General features: G+C 28.8%; 16 protein-coding genes and 1 tRNA gene. 8 read left to right on the top strand and 9 right to left on the bottom strand.

All coding sequences use genetic code 4. From position 1 onward, the window contains the following. Positions 1-71 precede the first annotated feature (71 nt). The 3 genes from VBM90_RS01515 to aspS are packed head-to-tail and all read left to right on the top strand — an operon-like array spanning position 72 to position 4,822. Complete coding sequence (locus VBM90_RS01515) at positions 72-1,727, top strand: MAG5620 family putative phospho-sugar mutase (protein WP_323176616.1); 1,656 nt, start codon at positions 72-74, stop codon at positions 1,725-1,727. 25 nt (positions 1,728-1,752) lie between these two features. After that, on the top strand, positions 1,753-3,114 hold the full coding sequence (gene hisS / locus VBM90_RS01510) for a histidine--tRNA ligase (protein ID WP_323176615.1): 1,362 nt from the start codon (positions 1,753-1,755) through the stop codon (positions 3,112-3,114). Position 3,115: 1 nt separating this feature from the next. Beyond that, complete coding sequence (aspS, locus tag VBM90_RS01505; protein WP_323176614.1) at positions 3,116-4,822, top strand: aspartate--tRNA ligase; 1,707 nt, start codon at positions 3,116-3,118, stop codon at positions 4,820-4,822. Positions 4,823-4,873: 51 nt separating this feature from the next. Here the strand turns inward: aspS and VBM90_RS01500 are convergent, their stop codons facing one another. The 7 genes from VBM90_RS01500 to gltX form a co-directional block, all read right to left on the bottom strand. After that, entirely contained in the window at positions 4,874-5,380 is a 507-nt protein-coding gene (locus VBM90_RS01500) for an adenine phosphoribosyltransferase (protein WP_323176613.1), read from the bottom strand. Positions 5,381-5,388: 8 nt separating this feature from the next. After that, positions 5,389-7,194, bottom strand: coding sequence for a translation initiation factor IF-2 (gene infB, locus VBM90_RS01495; RefSeq protein ID WP_323176612.1), 1,806 nt, complete (start codon positions 7,192-7,194; stop codon positions 5,389-5,391). Then, entirely contained in the window at positions 7,187-7,465 is a 279-nt protein-coding gene (locus VBM90_RS01490) for a YlxR family protein (protein ID WP_257089457.1), read from the bottom strand. The genes infB and VBM90_RS01490 overlap by 8 nt, the downstream gene beginning before the upstream one ends. After that, positions 7,452-9,176, bottom strand: a complete 1,725-nt coding sequence (locus VBM90_RS01485) for a NusA N-terminal domain-containing protein (RefSeq protein WP_323176611.1) — start codon at positions 9,174-9,176, stop codon at positions 7,452-7,454. Before VBM90_RS01485 ends, VBM90_RS01490 begins: the two co-directional genes overlap by 14 nt. A gap of 21 nt (positions 9,177-9,197) precedes the next feature. Beyond that, entirely contained in the window at positions 9,198-9,629 is a 432-nt protein-coding gene (locus VBM90_RS01480) for a hypothetical protein (protein WP_323176610.1), read from the bottom strand. 168 nt (positions 9,630-9,797) lie between these two features. Continuing rightward, positions 9,798-10,205, bottom strand: a complete 408-nt coding sequence (locus tag VBM90_RS01475) for a hypothetical protein (protein WP_323176609.1) — start codon at positions 10,203-10,205, stop codon at positions 9,798-9,800. Then, entirely contained in the window at positions 10,195-11,613 is a 1,419-nt protein-coding gene (gltX, locus tag VBM90_RS01470) for a glutamate--tRNA ligase (protein WP_323176608.1), read from the bottom strand. The genes VBM90_RS01475 and gltX overlap by 11 nt, the downstream gene beginning before the upstream one ends. Positions 11,614-11,821: 208 nt before the next feature. Between gltX and VBM90_RS01465 the strand changes: the two genes are divergently transcribed. The 5 genes from VBM90_RS01465 to VBM90_RS01445 all read left to right on the top strand — a co-directional run bounded on the left by VBM90_RS01465 (position 11,822) and on the right by VBM90_RS01445 (position 16,837). After that, positions 11,822-12,970 (top strand): LacI family DNA-binding transcriptional regulator, encoded by a 1,149-nt coding sequence (locus VBM90_RS01465; protein WP_323176607.1) that lies wholly within the window; start codon positions 11,822-11,824, stop codon positions 12,968-12,970. A 181-nt stretch (positions 12,971-13,151) separates the two neighbouring features. Next, a complete protein-coding gene (locus VBM90_RS01460; protein WP_323176606.1) occupies positions 13,152-14,117 on the top strand; it encodes a bifunctional oligoribonuclease/PAP phosphatase NrnA in 966 nt (321 codons plus the stop codon). A gap of 2 nt (positions 14,118-14,119) precedes the next feature. Beyond that, complete coding sequence (locus VBM90_RS01455) at positions 14,120-15,100, top strand: bifunctional oligoribonuclease/PAP phosphatase NrnA (protein ID WP_323176605.1); 981 nt, start codon at positions 14,120-14,122, stop codon at positions 15,098-15,100. A 175-nt stretch (positions 15,101-15,275) separates the two neighbouring features. Then, a tRNA-Lys gene (locus VBM90_RS01450) sits at positions 15,276-15,351 on the top strand. A 160-nt stretch (positions 15,352-15,511) separates the two neighbouring features. Then, the gene (locus tag VBM90_RS01445; RefSeq protein WP_323176604.1) at positions 15,512-16,837 is read left to right on the top strand and encodes a DUF2179 domain-containing protein; all 1,326 of its coding nucleotides are present in this window, start codon (positions 15,512-15,514) and stop codon (positions 16,835-16,837) included. 118 nt (positions 16,838-16,955) lie between these two features. Here the strand turns inward: VBM90_RS01445 and VBM90_RS01440 are convergent, their stop codons facing one another. Continuing rightward, the gene (locus tag VBM90_RS01440; protein WP_323176603.1) at positions 16,956-17,480 is read right to left on the bottom strand and encodes a DUF4256 domain-containing protein; all 525 of its coding nucleotides are present in this window, start codon (positions 17,478-17,480) and stop codon (positions 16,956-16,958) included. 2 nt (positions 17,481-17,482) lie between these two features. Then, positions 17,483-19,933: a hypothetical protein gene (locus tag VBM90_RS01435; RefSeq protein ID WP_323176602.1), complete on the bottom strand. Its 2,451-nt coding sequence runs from the start codon at positions 19,931-19,933 to the stop codon at positions 17,483-17,485. Positions 19,934-19,976 lie beyond the last annotated feature (43 nt).

The raw sequence follows: 19,976 nt of genomic DNA, 5'->3' as shown, positions 1-19,976 counted from the left end.
TTTTACTCTAAATGCTTGAAAAGTAATTTTTTAATTTGATAAAATTAAAATAAATTTTAAGAAAGGTGAAAATGAATCAAATTAACAATAAAATCACACATTGATTTAATTTCTATAAATCAAAAGAACTAATAAACTCAGACATTAATGAATTTGTTAGAAAGGTTGATAATCAGTTTCCAAATGGTGAATTTTACACAAGAGCAAAATCAACTGTTTATGGAATTGAATTTGATACACAAAATCAACTTGGTTACAACAATTTAAACCCTTATACATTGCTTAATTTGATTTCACTTTTTGATAAATCACTTCCTAGAAAGTCAATTTTTAATAGAAGAAGAAAAGTTTTAGTTGCATTAAAAAACAAAGTTAATATTAATTCAAAACTTCAAGATTTATTAATTAGATTTTTAAATGATAAAAAGTACCACGTTTATACTTTTAATATTGATAAACTAAATGATTTTTTTATTAATACAACTGTAAACAATATGGATTTAGATTATTCAGTTTATTTAGATTACAAAGAAACTAATAATAAGTTTTATTTAAAAATTTACAACAAAAATAAATTAATTTCACTTGAAGAACAAGATAAGTTAATTAATGAGCTTTATGAAGTTAAAGATCACATATTTGTTTCTGATTCAAATTATTCAATTGTTTTAAACTCAGACAAAGTTATTGACTCAGCTTATGAAAACTTCTTAAAATCAGTTAAATCTGAATTTGATTTTAGTTCAAACAACAAATTGGTTGTTTATACACTTATTAGCGACAATTTATCAAACTACATTATTAATAGATTTTTATCAAATTTAAATGTTAAGGTTTCAAAATTGAACCCAACACTTAACAAAGATTTAAAAAATAAAAATTCAACTTTTTCTATTGTTAAATGAGCTCTATCAACTAATTACAACGCTAACTTAATTATTGTTATGGATCAACATAATGATATTAAGTTATTTGCTAGAGTTAAAAATAGCTTTGTTGAATTAAATAATGACCAAATCGCTTATCTTTTCATTTCAAATCAATATTTAAAATGAAAAGAAACTAAGTTAACTGATAAACCAAATATTTTTATTCCACTAGATGCTTCAGAGTTAATTATCAACTTACTTAATACTTTTAAAATTCCTTATGAATTTGAAAATAAAATGGATGACCCAAACAACATTTTATTTGCATACAATTCAAATTCATTTTCAAATGATATTAATGAACATTTAAGTTTTGAAAATTATGGTTTTCTATTTAACTTCTGTGTGATGTTGCAAGAGTATTTAGAAAACAATAACTTACTTACACTTAAATACAACAAGATGATTGAATCAATGAATAAAACTTACTATGTTTATTCATACATTAACAAAACTGTTCAAGATATGAAAAATGTTTTTGATTATTTAGTCAATAAACCAACCGGCTTTCTTAAAAAATCAAAAATAGATAAGCTCCTATTACTTGATTGAGATAACACAAAACAACATTACATTTTTCAAGTTAAAACAAAAGGTAAAAGATTTTCAACTATTACAAGTGTTTCTTACAAGAAAGCTAAAAAAGAGATTGAAATTAAAACTGAATTTCAATCTCATATGTATAAATTTCATCCATTTTTAGAAACTATATGAGCTAATTTAGTTAAAAACAAAATCAGAAAAAGAATTTTAAAAATTGTTAAACAAATAAACAAGCTGCAAGAGAAAAAAGTATAATTTCCAAATATATTAAGGAGTTACTATGATTACAAAAATTAAAGGAACAAAAGACTATTCACCAGTAGAGTTTTTATTAAAAGATTTTGTAACTGATATGTTCACTGAAACAGTTGCCAAAGCAGGTTATGTTTTAGTGGAAACGCCTATTATGGAACAAGCCACACTTTTCAGACGTTCTGTGGATGATTCAGAAATTGTTAAAAAAGAAATGTATGAATTTAAAGACAAAGGTGACAGAGATATAGCGCTTAGACCTGAGGGGACTGCACCTTTTGTTAGAGCGCTTATTGAACAAAAATGATTAAATGATGGATTTAGTAAATTTGCTTACTATGGACCAATGTTCAGATATGAACAACCTCAAAAAGGTAGATACAGACAGTTCTATCAAGCTGGTGTTGAATTTGTAGGTGAAAAAGCTTATACAAAGGATGTGGAAGTTATTTTATTAGCTGCACACATTTTAGATAACTTAATGGTTGATTGAGAATTAAAAATCAACACAATTGGTGATGAATTAAGTAGAAAACAATATGAAGAAGCTTTATATAACTACTTATTACCTTACAAATCTGAGTTAAGTGAAATTTCACAAGAAAGATTAGAAAGCAAAAAAGTTTTAAGAATTCTTGATGATAAAGAAGATTCGCAAAAACCTTTTATTAAAAATGCGCTTAAAATTGCTGATTATTTATCAGATGAATCAAAAGAATACTTTGTAAAAGTTACTACAGCACTTGATGCAGCAAATATTGAATACAAAGTTTCTAATGAATTAGTTAGAGGGCTTGATTACTATGATGAAACTGTATTTGAATTTGTAACAACAGGTAAAGGTTCAACAAGTGGGCTTACATTAATTGGTGGTGGAAGATATTCAAACTTAATAGCTCAATTAGGTGGAGATAATATTTCAAGTGTTGGTTTTGGAATGGGAATTGATCGTGTTGTTGATGATATAAGAGAAAATGCGATGGAAATTTTAAAACCAGATACAGAATTAAGACACGCTGATGTTTATATTGCAATGACAAATGATGAAGATAATATTGCTTTTGGTACTATAATGGGACAAAATTATATTGCAACAGCTGGTTTATCAGTTTACACAGAACATTCTTTAATTAAAAATAAAAAGTTATTTGAAAAAGCAGCAAAGAGAACTGCTGACTTCTTAGTTTATGATGACAAAATGATTAATCCTAACTTATTAATCATTAGAGATATGGTTACAGGAGAAAAAGTTACATTCTCAAAAAATGAAGAGGGTATCATTTCTGCACTTAACTTTATTTTAGAAAATAGCGATGAACACATCACAATCAGTGAGTCTAAATTAGTTGATGTTACACTTCTTATTGAAGAATTAGAAGAAGGAAAATAATATGAAAAAAACAATTAAAAATAATCAATTAAGATTAGAAAATGTTGGGCAAGTTGTTACTTTATACGGGTGAGTAGCTAACAAACGTAGATTTGGTGAATTAAACTTCGTTGACTTACGTGACAAATTTGGAATTACACAATTAGTATTTAAAACACCTATTTCATTCACAAAAGAATCTGTTTTAGAAGTAACCGGAACAGTTTGTGAAAGAAAAGATAGAAATCCTGACTTACCTACAGGAGATATTGAAATTTTAGTTGATGAATACAAAGTTTTATCATCATCTAAAGAACAATTGCCATTCCAAATTAGAGATGACATTGAAGTTAAGGAAGAATTAAGACTTGAATATAAATTCTTAGACTTACGTAGAAATGTGATGCAAAATAACATTAAATTACGTAATGATGTAATTTTTGCAATTAGAGAATACTTACAATCTCAAGAATTCACAGAAATCGAAACACCAATTTTATCTAAAGCAACACCAGAGGGCGCTAGAGACTTTTTAGTCCCTACACGTAATAAAGAAAATGCATTTTATGCACTTCCACAAAGTCCTCAATTATTCAAACAATTATTAATGATTTCAGGATTTGAAAAATACTACCAAATAGCAAGATGCTTCAGAGATGAAGACTCACGTAAAGATAGACAGCCTGAATTCACACAATTAGATATCGAGGTAAGTTTTATGGACGTTCCTAGCTTCCAATCATACATTGAAGGTTTATTCAAACACTTTATGAAAAAAGTTATGAACGTTGATATCAAAATTCCTTTTGATAGAGTAAGATTTGATGACTGCATTAGAGATTATGGAACAGACAAACCTGACTTTAGATTTGAAAACAAAATTGTTGATATTCCTGAATTTGCTAAAAATAGTGATTTCAGCATCGTAACATCAGCTCCTTCAATTAGATTACTTCATTTTGTAGAGAAAATTAACAAAAAAGAATACAAGAAACTTGAAGAAATAGCTAAGAAAAACAAAGTTAAAGCATTATTCTACTTGGTCGTTAATGAAAATAAACAATTAGTCGAAACAAACTTTGCCCAAAAATTAAATCCGGCAGATGTCCAAGAATTAATTTCACAATTTGGTGAAGGAACATACTTGATTTGTGCTGATAAATTCGAAAATGCTTCACAAGCTTTAGGAGCATTAAGAGTTGAACTTAATTCTTGATATGGATGAGCTAGAGATGAATATAACTTCAAATGAATTATTGACTGACCTATGTTCGAACATGATGAAGAAACAGGAAAATGAGCAGCAGCTCACCATCCATTCACTCAATTCGATAATCCATTAGAAGATTTAGATAAATTACCTAAAGAAAAAATTAGAGCAAAAAGTTATGACTTAGTTCTTAACGGGTTTGAATTAGGTTCAGGTTCAGCTAGAATTTATGATGAAGAAGTTCAAACTAAAATGTTTGAAATGATCAATCTATCAAAAGAAGAGCAACAAAACAAATTCGGATTTTTCTTAAAAGCTTTTGAATATGGAGTCCCACCACACTGTGGTATTGGTCTTGGAATCGATAGATTGATTATGATTTTAGCTAACCAAAAAACTATTAGAGATGTTATTGCGTTCCCTAAAAATTCAAAAAATGAAGACCTTATGACCCAAGCTCCTTCAAGTGTTGATTCAGAGCAATTAACAGAATTATTCCTTGAAGTCAAGTCTAAATAGTGATGTAAAAAAATACTAGATTTCGTAAGTCTAGTATTTTTATTTTGCAATTTATAGAATTGATTTTACATCAATTAGTTTACTGATTTTCTTGTATCCATCAAGTTCATCTAAGACCATTAAAACAACATTAGCTATAACTTTTACACCTTGAGATTGAAGTAAATCAATAATAGCTTTTGTCGTTCCACCAGTTGCTAAAACATCATCAATAATGATTGCCTTTTGACCTGGCTTTAGAATTTTATCTTGAATTTCTAAAGTGTTATCACCATATTCTAAGTCATACTTTTGAGAAATTGTAGGACCTGGTAGTTTACCTTTCTTTCTAACCATTACAAATGGTTTATTAAGTTTATAAGCAACAGGAGTTCCGAAGATAAAACCTCTTGCATCAGGTGCTACAATGATGTCTGCTTCTTTGCATAATTGTGCCATTTTGTCTATGACATAGGTAAATGCATCAGGATTAGCTAATAGTGGTGCTATATCTTTGAATACAATTCCTTGTTTAGGGAAATTAGGAATATCAGTAATTAAATTTCTAAGATTTTTCATAATAATTATTAGTTAACTCTTACATCTTCGTAGAATTCAAGGACATCATCTGCTTCAATATCATTAAATCCTTTGATGTGTGTTCCAAAGTTTTTACCTTTAAGAACTTCTTTAACGTCATTTTTCTCACGTTTAAGTGAGTCAATAACACCTTCGTGAATAAGTTTTCCTTTACGGTAAACTTTAACTTTACAGTTAGATCTGACAACACCTTCATCTAACATTGTACCAGCGATGTTTCCAACTTTTGAGTAGAAGAAAATTTGAATAATGTGACCTTCTCCAATTTTTTGTTCTTCATAGATGGGTGCTTTTTCTCCATCGAGCATACCTTGAACATCTTCGATAATTTTGTAAATAACATCGTGAGAAATAACAGTAACGTTTGATGCAGCTGCATTTTGTTTAATATTTTGTGAAACTCTCAAGTTAAATACGAAAATAACTGCATTTGACGCTTTAGCTAAAAGTAAGTCTGTATCATTAACGTTTCCAACTGCTGCTGAGATAACTTTAACAATAGCATCTTCATTTTCTAAACCATCAATTTGATCTTTTATAGCTTGAGAAGTACCGTAAACGTCTGATTTAATAATAACGTTGATAATTTTTTTACCATCAATATTTTGATCTGTAATAGTTTTTGAGTGAAGTAAATCCATACGATCGGCTGTAGCCTTTTCTTGAGCTAATTTCTTAGCGAATTTTTCATCATTGAATCCAACAAATTTATCCCCAGCATCAGGTGCATAGTTAAGACCTGAAATAATTGCCGGTGCTCCCGGTTCGACTGCTTCAATTTGCTTTCCATTAGAATCAGTAATCATTCTAACTCTTCCGTATTTTGAACCAGCGATTAAGAAGTCTCCTTTGTGTAACGTTCCTGTTTCAACAATAATTGTAGAAACAACTCCAACTCCTTTATCAACACGTGATTCGATAATTGTTCCCATTGGATATCTTTTTGGGTTTGCTTTTAAGTCTAAAATTTCGCTTAATAACATAATAGCATCAAATAATTCTGTAAGTCCTTCACCTTTAAGTGCTGAACCATAAACGATTTGAACATCTCCACCATATTCTTCAATAAGAACATCGTTTTCAGCTAATTCACCCTTAATTCTGTCAAGGTCTTTGTTAGGTTTATCCATTTTGTTAACAAAAACAATCATTGGAACATTTGCTGCTTTAGCGTGCTCAATAGCTTCTTTTGTTTGAGGCATAACCCCATCATCAGCTGCAACAACTAAAACAACAATATCAGTAACTTTAGCACCTCTAGCACGCATTTGTGTGAATGCTTGGTGTCCAGGTGTATCTAAGAAAGTGATTTTTTGACCTTTGTGACTAATTTGGTAAGCACCTGTATGTTGTGTAATTCCACTGCTTTCTGTTGAAACGATGTTTGAGTTTCTAATTTTGTCAATTAACGTAGTTTTACCGTGGTCAACGTGCCCCATAACAGTGATGATTGGAGATCTTTTAACTAAATCTTTTGGATCATCTTTAAATTGAACTTCATCAAGGAAGTTTGAACCATTAATGTTTGTTTCTTTTCTGAAGTCATATCCATATTCAATTGCCATTTCAGCAATTTGCTCTTCATCTAAAAGTGTGTTAAGGTTGTACATTTTACCTTGCATAAAGAATTTTTTGATAATTTCTGTAGCAGGTACTCCGATTTTTTGTGCAAAATCAGCAATTGACATTTTTTCAGTGAAAATAAATACACCATCTTTTAATTCAGTTTTTGTTGTTTGCAATTGCTCTTTAATTTCATTTACGTTCGAAATTCTGTTTTGTTTTTTAGCCATATAACACCTCCTTAAGTTCATTTTCTAATGAATCATATTGTTCATCAGATATGTTAGTTTTATATGTTCTATTTAAAGCTTTTGTTTTTCTTATTTTTTGTCAGTTTTCTAAACTTGCAACAAAATAAGCTCCTCTATGTTTTTTGTTTTTATGTAAGTCTAAAACTAATAAATTATTTTCTTTATCGTAACTGAATCTAGTGAGTTCATCAACTGGTAAAACTTGATTTGTCGCAATACACTTACGAAAAACTGTTTTAATCTCAGTCATCTGAATTTAAGTCATCTAAATCAAGTTTTACGTTTGATAATCCATAGTTTGTAAGGTCATCATCCACTTTAAAGTCTTTAAGTTGATTTTTAGTTCTCTTAAATTCATTAAGCATTTTTCTGTTTTTCTCTTCTTTTTTAGCGTTTTCAGCTTCTTCATCAAGAGTTTCATCTTCAACTTCATCTGTGAATTCGTCATTGTATTTGTCGATTTCATCAACGAAACTGTATTCATCTAATGAGTTAAGAAGTTTTTCGATGTTTGAAGATTCTTCTTCAAAAATATTGTTAATTTCTTCTGTTTTATTTTTCTTAGTTTTAACTTCGCTAGTTGCAGGTTTTTTAGCTTCTTCTGCTTTTTGCTTTGGTTCTTCCACAACTGTTTCTGTTTCTAATTCTGTGTAAATATTGTTGTTAAAGTCTTCAAATAATGAGTCTGTATCAATGTACATATCAATGTTTTTAAGCATTGAGTTTGTTTTTGATTGTTTTTTACTTGCATTAACTTTTGGTTGAGTTGTGTTGAAGTAGTGCACATCGTGAACATAATCATTTTTGAATTTAATTCCTTTTACAAGTGCTTCTTCAGTTGTTAATACTTCAATTCTTGTTCCTGTTAATTTAGAAGCAAGTTCAATGTTAATTCCTTGTTTTCCGATAACTACTGTTGCATCGCTTGGTTTAACAATTGCATAAACTTTTCTTCTTTCTTCATCAGCTCATTTAATATCAACTGCTTTACCAGGAGCAATAGCATTTTTAACATATTCAAGTGTGTCTGGTGAGTAAACAATAACGTCAATTTTTTCACCATCTAATTCAGTAACAACTGATTGAATTCTTGAAGCAAATTGCCCTGTAATTGAACCAACTAAATTAATTTGATCACTATCTTGATCTTTAAGTGCAAATGAAACTTTAGATCTTTCTCCAGGTACTCTTTGAATGTCTTTAATAACAATTTCACCTGATTTGATTTCTGGAATTTCGTTTCTTAAAATTTCAACTAATTCTTCTGTTGAGTTTAATGAAACTGTAACAATGCTTAATCTTGATTCAGGATTAATTGAATCAACATAAACCATAATTTTTTGACCTAAGTTTAATTTTAAGTTCTTAGGCTTTTTAGCTCCAGGTAAGAAAGCTGTTTGTTTATCTTCTAACATAACATTGTATGAGTTGTTAGATAAGTGTTTTAAAACAACTGCAGGAACTTTTTGTCCAATCATTTTTGAATATTTTTCAACAACTTTTGATTTGTTTGTTAAGTTTAAAGATTGTTTAACACCACTTGTGATTGCCCTTCTTAATTTGTCTGATAATCCAGCAAACTTAAATTGAATTCTAACTACATCATCAACTTGAACATTTGAATCGTTTTTTCTAGCTTCTGAAAGTTGAATTGTGTAGATTTTAGCTAATGCATCATCTTCGCTTAAAACTTGAGGTTCATCATCTTCTGAGATTTCTTCATCTTCAATAACTTCACCGTTTAAGTTGAACATATTTACAGCTTTATTATCAAAGTCTACTTCAAATTGAATTTCAGCATTAGGGTCAACTTGTTTAGTAATTGCTTTTTGAGTTTCCGATCTAAACAATTCTAAAACTTCTTCAAATGGAGAGTTTAGACCTTCTGCTTGAAGTTCAATATATTTAAATAGTTGTTGACTTTCAACATCAACTTGTGTTTTATTTTTAGCTTTTGCCATTATTTACTCCTTTATTTTTTGTTAAAACTTAATATATTCTTCAATTTCGTTTATATTAGAAAGATCTAATTTAATTGTTCTAATTTGGCCTTTTTTATTTCATTTACCCACTATGTGATCCGGTTGAACTTCAGTTAATTTAATTACAAAATTATTTTGTCCTTCAAAACTTTTTTGAGTTTTGACTTCAATATATTTATCAATGTATTGATCTAACATTTCCATTGAAATTTTAAGGTCTGTTCCTTTTGATAATACTGCTAAATTTATATCATCAGTGAATCATTTTTGTGTCTCTAAAAATGCAGAAATTTCTTTTCCAAGTTTGTTAACTTCATCCAAACTTCTATAATCAACCACCACTTCTAGTGTTTTTCCTAAAAGAGGATCGTGTTCCATTTTTGCTGATAAAACTTTAGAAAATTGCTCTTTTAAAATCTTTTCATCAAACATTTTACTCCTATAAAAAATGTAAATAGAAAGAGCTGCTTTCGCAACTCCTTTCTCTTACCTCTAAATATAATTAACGTTGTATATAAATAATACCATATTATTTTAATAGTATTTATTATATGTAGTGATTTTTATGCTAATGCATAAGGCATAAAAGTATTTTTTGTATTATTCATAAAGTTCTAATGTCATATTAATTGATGTTAAAACTTCATCATTTTCGTATGTGAATAAGTCATATTGAAAGTTAAATTCATTAATTGATGTGAAGAAGTTTTTACATACAGTTTTTAAATTAATTTCAAATTTTTTCTGTGTTGAAGGGTCAACTACTGAAATGCTTGCATTACCCTCTTCATTTTTCTTCACACATACAGTTGTTAAGTTTGTATAAATATTAACTTCATTTTCTGAAATGTCAATTCTATTTGTTTCATTGTATTTAGGTTCATTGAATTTAAGTTCAATAACACCATCTTCAGTTTTGTTATATAAATCAAGTTGTGATAAAAATTCAATAACCTGAGGTTCGTCATTTGTAGGAACCTTAATAATTGATTTGAAATTAATTTTCATATTCTTTAAGTCTTTCTGAAATTAATTCTTTTCCAAATAATCAAATGGCTTTTGCTAATTCAGGTCCGTGAGCAATTCCTGTTGCAGCAAGACGAATTGGCATAAATAAGTTTTTACCTTTAACATTTAAATTTGAAGAGGTTAAATTAATTGCTTCTTGGATATTTGCGATTGTAAAGTCATCAGCTGCAAGTTTTTTGAAGTTATTTGTAAATTCTTTAACTGTATTTAATTCAGTTTCATTGAATTCAATTTTTGAGTATTCAGGATTTAAATATGAATTTAAGTGAGTTTTTAATTCTGAAACTGTTACAGAGCTAGCTTTAAATGTGTCAACAAAAATATTTAATCATTCTGAATCTAAATTTGAGTTTCCTAAATTCATTAAGTCAATTAATTTTTGATTGTCTGTATTTTTTAAGTATTGTTTTGAGAATCAATCCATTTTTGAAACATCAAATTTTGAAGGTGACTTAGATAATCTTTGTGGATCAAATTTAGCAATGATTTCTTCTTTGCTCATTAATTCAGATGCATCAGCAGCTGTTCATCCTAATAATGATAAGAAGTTGAAAATACCTTCAGGCATATATCCTTCATTTTTGTAATCTTCAATAAATTGTTTTGTTTCAAGATCACGTTTTGAAAGTTTTTTACCTTCCATATTTGTAATAATTGTCATATGTCCAAATTGTGGTTTTTCTCAATTTAAGTATTCATATAAAACAAGTTGTTTAGGTGTATTTCCGATGTGCTCTTCTCCACGTAAGATGTGTGAAATTTGCATATCGTGGTCATCAACTACTACTGCAAAGTTGTAAGTTGGATACCCATCTGATTTAAAAATAACTCAATCAGCTATTTCATCAGAGTTGAATGAAATTTCACCTCTAACAATATCATCTCAAGCTAAAGTGTGATTTTTAGGCATCACTAAACGGTATGAATATTCACCATTAGCATCTCTTTTTTGTTTTTCTTCGTCAGAAATTTTTAATCAGTTTCTGTCGTATCTAAAACTTGGAATACCTTTAGCATCTGATTCTAATTTTTGAGCTTCCAATTCTTCAGATGAGTCGTAAGCTTTATATGCAAGACCTTTTTGTAAAAGTTCATTTAAAACTTCATTGTATCTATCTAACTTTTGACTTTGTCTGTATTTACCACATTTTGGATTTGGATTTAATGGAGATTCATCTGGAATAATTCCTAATCAAGCCAAGTTATTTAATTGTGATTCTTCACCACCTGGAACATTACGTTTAACATCTGTGTCCTCAAGTCTGAAAACAAAATCACCATCAAAATGTTTAGAAAATAAATAACAAAATAAAGCTGTTCTAGCTCCACCGATGTGTAAGTATCCTGTTGGACTTGGCGCATAACGTGTTCTGATTTTTTTACTCATAGTAAAATAACTCCTTTTGTAGCTGAATATTAAAGTTATAAAATTATAAAACAATATTCTTTCAATGAAAAACTTAATAAAAAATGCTATTTTCAAACTCTTACCATAGTGCTCTAGGCGTAAAAGTTTGAAAAATCACAAAAAAGTCTTTGAATTTTTTGTGTTTTTATATAAAATAATTAATTTTAGAATTTCATATAATTTAAATATGAAATCAAATTTAAATTATATGATTAATGATAAATATAAAAAGAGCAAAAGGCAGTTTAAGGAAGAATTAGATTCTGGAATTTTAGAAAACCACCACGAGCAAGCGTTAGAAATATTAGATGACTCAATCGAAGTGAAAATGCCTGGTAGACTTGGCAAAAGAGTTTCGAGAAAACCGATAACATATCAAAAGATTTCAAAACTTACAGGTGTTTCAGTTGCTACAATTAGTCGTTTCTATAATGATGGTTACGTTTCTAAAGATAACAGAAGAAAAATTGAAGAAATTATAAAGGAATATGATTATGTTCCTAATCCAAGAAGTAGAATTAATAAAGTTCAAGTAAGCTCGATTTTTGTTATCTGCCCTCTTTATGGTCAAAGTTATATCCAAAACATTATTTCAGGAATTATTGCTGGTGCATCAAAAAATAATAGAAGAGTTGTTACATTTTACACTGTACCAACAGCTGATGAATATATTGAAACTTTAAAATATCTTTTATTATGAAAACCAAAATCAATCGTTGTATTTCTTAGTGAAGAAAATCTAGAATTATTTGATTTCCTTAAAACCATTAAGGACGTTGCTGTCTTAGTTTATGGACACAAAGTTGATGGTGTTTCTTGAGTTGTTCCAGATGATAGAGAAGCATTTTATAAACTTACAAAATCATTTATTAGAAGAGTCCCAAGATCGAGAAACTCAAACAAAATTATTTTCTTAGAAGACCAAAAGTTATCTGATTATCAAAAATTCCAAAGAATTTCAGGATTCAAGGAAGCTTGTTCAGAATATAGTATGACTTATATGAGATATCCAATCAGTGCTAAGAAAAATAAAGAAGAAGTTAAAGAAATTATTGCTTTTGCAAATACAAATAATGTTTCAAATATTATTTGTTCGACTCACGATTCGTTTATTTCAATTAACACGTATGCTTCAAAACACTTTAGAATTAGTGACATTGGTTACCAATCAATTTACGATAGTTTAGGTGTTTATGTTGATAAGATTTTTGTGGACTATCCATATATAGGAGTGATAATTGAATCAATGATTACAAAACAACTTTCATCAAAAAATCCACAAACAGCAGTTATTAAACTTAAATTAATTAGTGAATTAAGTGAAAAAACATCTTAAGATTTCGGATGCAACATCAAATTGCATCTATTTTTTTAATCTAACAATTTAAATAATGAAAATAAAGATTTTAAGACCTATGAGAGTATCTTGAAAGTTATGTTAATAAAAATTAAATGCTATATAATTTAGAAATATTTAATTTAAATTAAAAAATCACTATTAAGAAAGGAAAATTATTATGGTTATAGGAAATTCAAAAGTAGCAATTGATGCTATTGAAAAATATGACAATATTGTTATTTTTCACCACGTTCGTCCAGATGGAGACTGTTTAGGTTCACAAGCTGGACTTGCAGAATTAATTAGAACAAACTACCCTAACAAAAATGTTTACACAGTAGGGGATAACTTACACTTATTTGACTTTATGGGTTACCACTTTGATGACATTGAAAAAATCGACTTTACAAACTCATTAGGAATTGTAGTTGATGCTTCAAGTGGAAACAGAATTGAATGTGCAAACTTATTATATGAAAACAAGACAACAGCTAAATTAAGAATTGATCACCACCCTAACTCAGCTGACATTGATTATGATTACAACTGAATCGATGAACACTATGTTGCAGCTGCTGAAATGATTGCTCAAATCGCATTTGATGCAGGATGAACAGTTACACAAAAAGCTGCATCACACATTTACCTAGGAATCAACACAGACTCAGGAAGATTTTTATACCCTGACACATCAGCTAGAACACACAAATTAGTAGCATTCTTAATGGAAACAGGATTCCATCCATCATTCATCTTAAAAGAACTTTCAAAAAGAACATTCAAACAACTTAAATTTGTTGGACACATTTTAAATGGATTCAAAAAAGAAGGAAGAGTTCTTTACTACGAAATTGATGCAGAAACATTAAAGAAATATGATATGGATTCATTCGAAGCTGCTCAATACGTAAATGAATTAGCTAATATTGAAGACAACTCTTGTTGAGCATTATTCATTCAACTTGAAGATGGAACAGTTAGAGGAAGATTACGTTCAAATGGACCATTAGTTAACTTAGTTGCTAACAAATATGGTGGAGGAGGGCACGATAACGCTGCCGGAATTACTCTTCAATCTTGAGACCAAGTTAAAGACGTTTTAGCCGACTTAAACCAAGCTATCGTTGATTGAGAGGCTAAATAATTATGGTTATTGGTAATTTAAAATTAGTTACTGAACAATTAGAAAAATACGATAACATTGTTATTTTTCACCACATTCGTCCAGATGGAGACTGTTTAGGTTCACAATTTGGATTAAAAGAATTACTTGAAACAAACTTTCCAAATAAAAAAGTTTATGCAATAGGTGATTCAAAAGGTTCTTTCTCATTCTTAGATATCAAAATGGATGAAATTCCATCAGATGAATTTTTAAAAACTGCTTTAGGAGTTGTTGTAGATGCAAACTTCAAAGACAGAATTGAATATAGAGAAGTTTTAGACAAAGACTTATTTGCTCAAGTTATTAGAATTGACCACCACCCAAATGATGATGATTTAGGCGAAAATTGCATTAGATGAGTTGATTCATCATATATTGCAGCTGATGAAATGATTACAGAAATCGCGGTTGTAAACAACTGAAAAATCACACAAAAAGCTGCTAACTTCTTATATTTAGGAATCAACACTGACTCAGGAAGATTCTTATTCAATAACACTACAGCTAGAACATTAAATTTAGCTGCTAAATTATATGAAGCAGGATTACAACAAGACTTTATCCACTCAAATTTAGCTAAAGTTACATTAGATGACTTAAAATACAGCGCTTGATTAATGACAACATTAAAAACAAGAGATGGTGTAGCTTACATTCAAAATGATTTAAAAACAACAAATGAATTTGGTAAAACACCACAACAATCAATTAGAGTAAATTCAATTGCTAACATCGATGGATTCCCAATGTGAGTTCAATTCACAGAAGAAGAAAACGGAAAAGTTAGAGTTGAATTTAGATCAAATGGACCAATTGTTAGAAATGTTGCCGTTAAATGAGGTGGTGGAGGACACGAAAGAGCCTCAGGTGCTATTATTGACTCACTTGATTTAGTTGAACAAGTTATTGATGATTGTGCTGCTGAAGTAGCTAGATGAAGAGAAGAACAAGCTAACGCTTAATATAAATTTATTCCATACACAAATTAATGTATGGAATTTTTTATTTATTTTTAATTTAGAGAAATTGAATTCAACTTTTAAACCTAGAGCACTACTGTAAAAGTTAATTTTAATTTATTAGATTATTTAAATTAGAGACTATCAAATCACTCTGAAAAAGTTTTATAATATTAGTGGATCGTTAGCTCAGCCGGTAGAGCAACTGGCTCTTAACCAGTGGGTCGCAGGTTCGAACCCTGTACGGTCTACCATTTCGTTTAAGCGACCAATCTCCACATATTAAAAATATGTGGTTTTTTATTTACTATTTTTAAAATTTTGCTTTATTTGCAAAAGTGATAGAATAAGAATAGTAATTTAGTTATCTTGTTGATAGGTAACATATTTTTTAATTTTAAAGAAAGGAGCAAAATGCTTTTTAAAAAGTCAAATAGTCATAAAGACCAAAATTCTTCTAAATGACAAGACACAGTTGAAAACTTAGAAAAAGTGCACATTAAAAAAGAGAACACTTTATACAAAAGAACAAGAATGTCTAACTTTGGTCTTAAATTAAATTACTTCTACCAACAAATGCCACTTTGAAAAATTATTTTAATAACAAACATTACAGCAGTTATCTTCGGTATCATTGGTGTATTCTTTGTTAAAAATGTTGGTATTTACAACTTTGGTTTAGCTGCTTTTGGACAAGCTGGAGCAAAGATTTTAGTAGTTTCTATAGCTGGACAAGTTGATGGAACAGTGCTTAACTTAATTGACCAGTTCGTCTTCTGAGTTGCTTATGTTATTTTAAGTATTCCTATTTTCATTTTCGGTTATAAGAAAGTCGGAAAATTATTTACAAACTTAACAATTTTATTCTTAGTTGTTTCATCATTGGTTTCATTCGGAATCGGAATGATCCCAGGTGCTGGTTCAACATATATTATCGGGGACTTCTCAAACAAAGCTGTTAAAGCCGCTTTACCTAAAGCTTACCAATCACTTTCAGGATTAGTTCCATTATTATGAGACTCATACTCATCAGGTAGCGTGTTAGCATTAATGCTTTATGCAATTGTTTATGGAGTATTATTAGCTTACGTATTTGCTATTATCCAAATTATTGGAGGAACAGCTGGTGTTACAGGTGTTATCGGAGAATGATACGCAAACGCAAAACAAAAATCATTCGGTTCAATTAGTGGATATATGAACATAGCAATTATGATTGTCGCTGTTTTAGTTGGGTCTTGATTACCAGGTTCAATTCTTTTATCAAAAGTTGATCCTTCATTAGTTGCTGATAATAAAACTAAAATGGGATTATCAGATTCACAAGTAATTGAATTCACAAGACAAGCAGAAGCATTGAAAGCAAAAGTATGACACGCTGAACTTTACTTCTCACCTAACTTCATCGCTACATTCTTAGTAAATGTTGTTTATATCGGTGTATTAGATAAATTATTCCCTAAATTTAAACTTGTTAGAGTTCAAATCTTTACAAAGAATGCTGCTAAAGTTAAAGAAATTATCACAAGTGACAAGAAAATTGTTACAGGTATGACAATTTTCAGAGCTACAGGTGGATACGAAGGAAAAGATATTGATGTTATTACATCAGTTGCATTATTCAGACATGTGTTACGTATTATTAAAGATGTTCGTAAAGTTGACAAAGATGCATTTATCTCTATTTCAGATATTAAAAGTATTGATGGTTCAATTTACTTACCACAAGATAAATTCTAATAAATCATTAACTAGCTACCTTTTAGGTAGCTTTTTCTTTATCTTTTTTAGTAACTAATTTAAAAGAAAAAGCAAGATATCAAATTAAATATCTTACTTTTGTATCTATGTGCATAGGTTAAATGATTTTAACTTTAACTCTAAAACCTCTAAAAGAATAATATGAATCAGCACTATTATGGTAGACAAATACTGCACCATATCTATTGTCGCAAAATATCGCACCACCTTTATCTCGAATTTCTTTAGGTGTGTGAATTCACGAAGATGTCTTAGTATCTAGTGGTTTGATTGTATTTAAAAATCTATAGTCTTGCTCAGTCAGCAGTTCACTAAAATAACTATGTGCAAGACTTAAAGCATCATTTTCAGGCACAAACTTCTTTCTGTTAATTAGCGCAGTTCTATCATAGCACAGTGATCTTCTATTAGGTGACTGAGTTGATAAATCTACAAGATAAATGTTATCAAACATTGAAACTAATGTTGGTTCACCATTAGTTTGTTCCATTCAGTCAAATGTGTTAATTAATTGTGGGCTAGAAAGAATTATTTGAACACGTTTTTCAAATTCGTCATTTGATAATAGATTCAAATTTGCATTTCTTTCTAAAAGAGTTTTATAAATGTAATTTGTTTTCATAATTAATCAATTACTTTAAATGTGAATCCAATAACTAATTTATTGAATTCTTGAGCTCTTCTTGTTTCATAAGCTGTATAAACTTTTTCAAGCTCTTCTTTATTATATTTAATTGATTTTTCAGGATCTGAAATTTGTTCAGGATCACTCTCAGCATTTTTATTAGGGTTAGCAATTTTCGGATCATTTAATTCAGTTAATTTGTTTTTGAAGTATTCAACTTTATTGTTTTCAAAAATATTTCATTTTTCTTTTTCTGCTTTAGCAGCATCTAATCTTGCTGTCGCTTCTTCTTTTTGTCCTTCTAATTTATCTACTTCAGCTTTGAAAAGCTCGATTTGTTCTCTTAACTTTTGCTTTTCTTCTTCATCTTGAGACGCAGCAAGTTTTTCTTCAGCAGGCGCAATTACTTCTTTTTTGTATGTATCAATTCTAGATGTGTAATTTGAGATTTCACTTTCTAAAGAAGAAATGTATTCTGAACCTTTTGTTGATACATTAATGTAATTATCAATTGCATCAATTAAGTATTTTTGAGGTAGTGTAGATGGAATTTGATCAACAGGAATAGCTTGAGTTGGATATGTTTCATCAGTTACATCTTTAAATCTATACATATAACCAAATTTAGAAATCATTTCCTTATCATCATCTGTTATTGTGATTTCTTTATCTTCAAGTGCTGAGATTTTAGCTTTTAATTCAGATACTTTCGCAAGTTCTTCATCAGACATTTGGTCAATAATTAATGGTTTAATTTGGTTTTCGTAAATTTCATCACTCAATGTTATATATAAGTCAAATGAAGCATTAAGATTAACTCCTTGCTCAGAAAGTTTAACAGCATTTTTATCAATTAAGTATTCATATGATGGAGTTAAGAAGAATGTGTCTCATAAATCTTTGTAATGTCTTCCACCTAATAATGAATTTCTAACAACTCCAATTTGCAATAAATTGTATTTGTTGTTGTCTTTAGTTTCTTCTTTAATCTTATATTCAATTGGTTGAACTGAGTTAAATCCCAATGAAATATAGTCAGTTAGTTTTGTTAATTCACTAATATTTTCATCGCTTGATTGTTTATTTATCTTTGTGTTAGCTTCATTAGGGTTGAAAACTCCTCAATAATTAATAATTTCAATAGGTAGTGATAATTTTAAAATATGATCTGCATTTCAGTCATTAATCATTGATGAAACTAATTTTGAACCTTGTGTAATTTTTTCTTCAAGATTTAATTTATCAAATGAATTTGTTTGCTTGTTTTTTGAGTAAATTACAGAACCAAATTTGAAAGATTGATTTCAGTTAGTTGTGAATGAAATTGATAAAGGTAACATTTTTCCATTTGTAAGATCATTTAATACACTTGGATTTTCAATTGTTACTTTTTCTTTTAAGTTTTTAGCTTTGATTTTTTCAATAAGAGCTTTAATTTCTTCGTTTTTTTTGTATTTCTCTAATAAACTATCATATGTTGTTGCTTGGTTTTTGTAAGTCTCCTTACCATTTTCATCAAGAATAGGTTTACCAATTTCGTTCATATTTGGCATTTTTGCAAAGTTAGGAACAATTAATGAGTGAAATTGTTTATTTAGCGAACTTTCTGGTTGTGTTAATTCAAGATATGGAACATTAAATTGCTCTCTAAAACTCATAAATTGTTTTTGGAATTTTAAATATTCATCAGACATTTCTCTGATTTTCTCTTCAGATAATGAAGTGATTGAATCATATGCATAGTTTTGTGCATCGTTTAATTTTTTATACTCAGCAATAACATTTTGATTTGATAATAAATATTGATCAACTGAATTTTTAAGTGTAGCATCTTTTGTCAATGATTTAATTTTATTAGCTCTATTTTCACTCTCGTTCATTAGAATGTAATTTTTAATGATTTCAGCTTTACCATTTGAATAAAATAAGTATCCAACTAACTTACTAAAGTCAGATTTCATTGATTGTTGAATTTCTTCACTTTCAGGCATGAATCTAATAAATGTAGAAAGAATACCGTTAAGAAACTGTGGATTTATAGCTCATGTGATTCTTGAAACTTCATTAAAATATTTATAAGTATTTTGAATTTCACCATTAATAATTTGTTCAATTTGTTTTAAGTTTGAGTTGACAATGTTGTTTTTAAATGATTCTGGATCTGATTTTAAAACATAAATAACCGTATTTTTAGCATTTTCATTTTGACTAAAGAAATTATTTAATCTTTCATTAGCTGCAGAATCATTTTCAATGATATTTAATCATTTTTGAGCTGTATTAACAATATTGTTAAATAAAACATTAGCTGTTTTTAAGTAGTCACCTTTAAACGATTTTAAATTTTGATCCTCTTTTTGTTGATTGTTGCAAGAAAGCGCAACAATTGGTAATGCAGCAGATATTCCAACCGGCATTGTTAATAAGAATTTTTTAACTAGTTTTTTCATAATTATTTTAATTTTATTAAACTTTATTATTTTTATTATTAAA

It is taken from the genome of Mycoplasma sp. 2704, assembly GCF_034863285.1.
In the GTDB taxonomy this organism is placed as follows: Bacteria; Bacillota_I; Bacilli_A; order Mycoplasmatales; family Metamycoplasmataceae; genus Mycoplasmopsis.
Note: the sequence above shows the minus strand (reverse complement) of the source record. Positions and strands in the feature narration are given on the sequence as shown.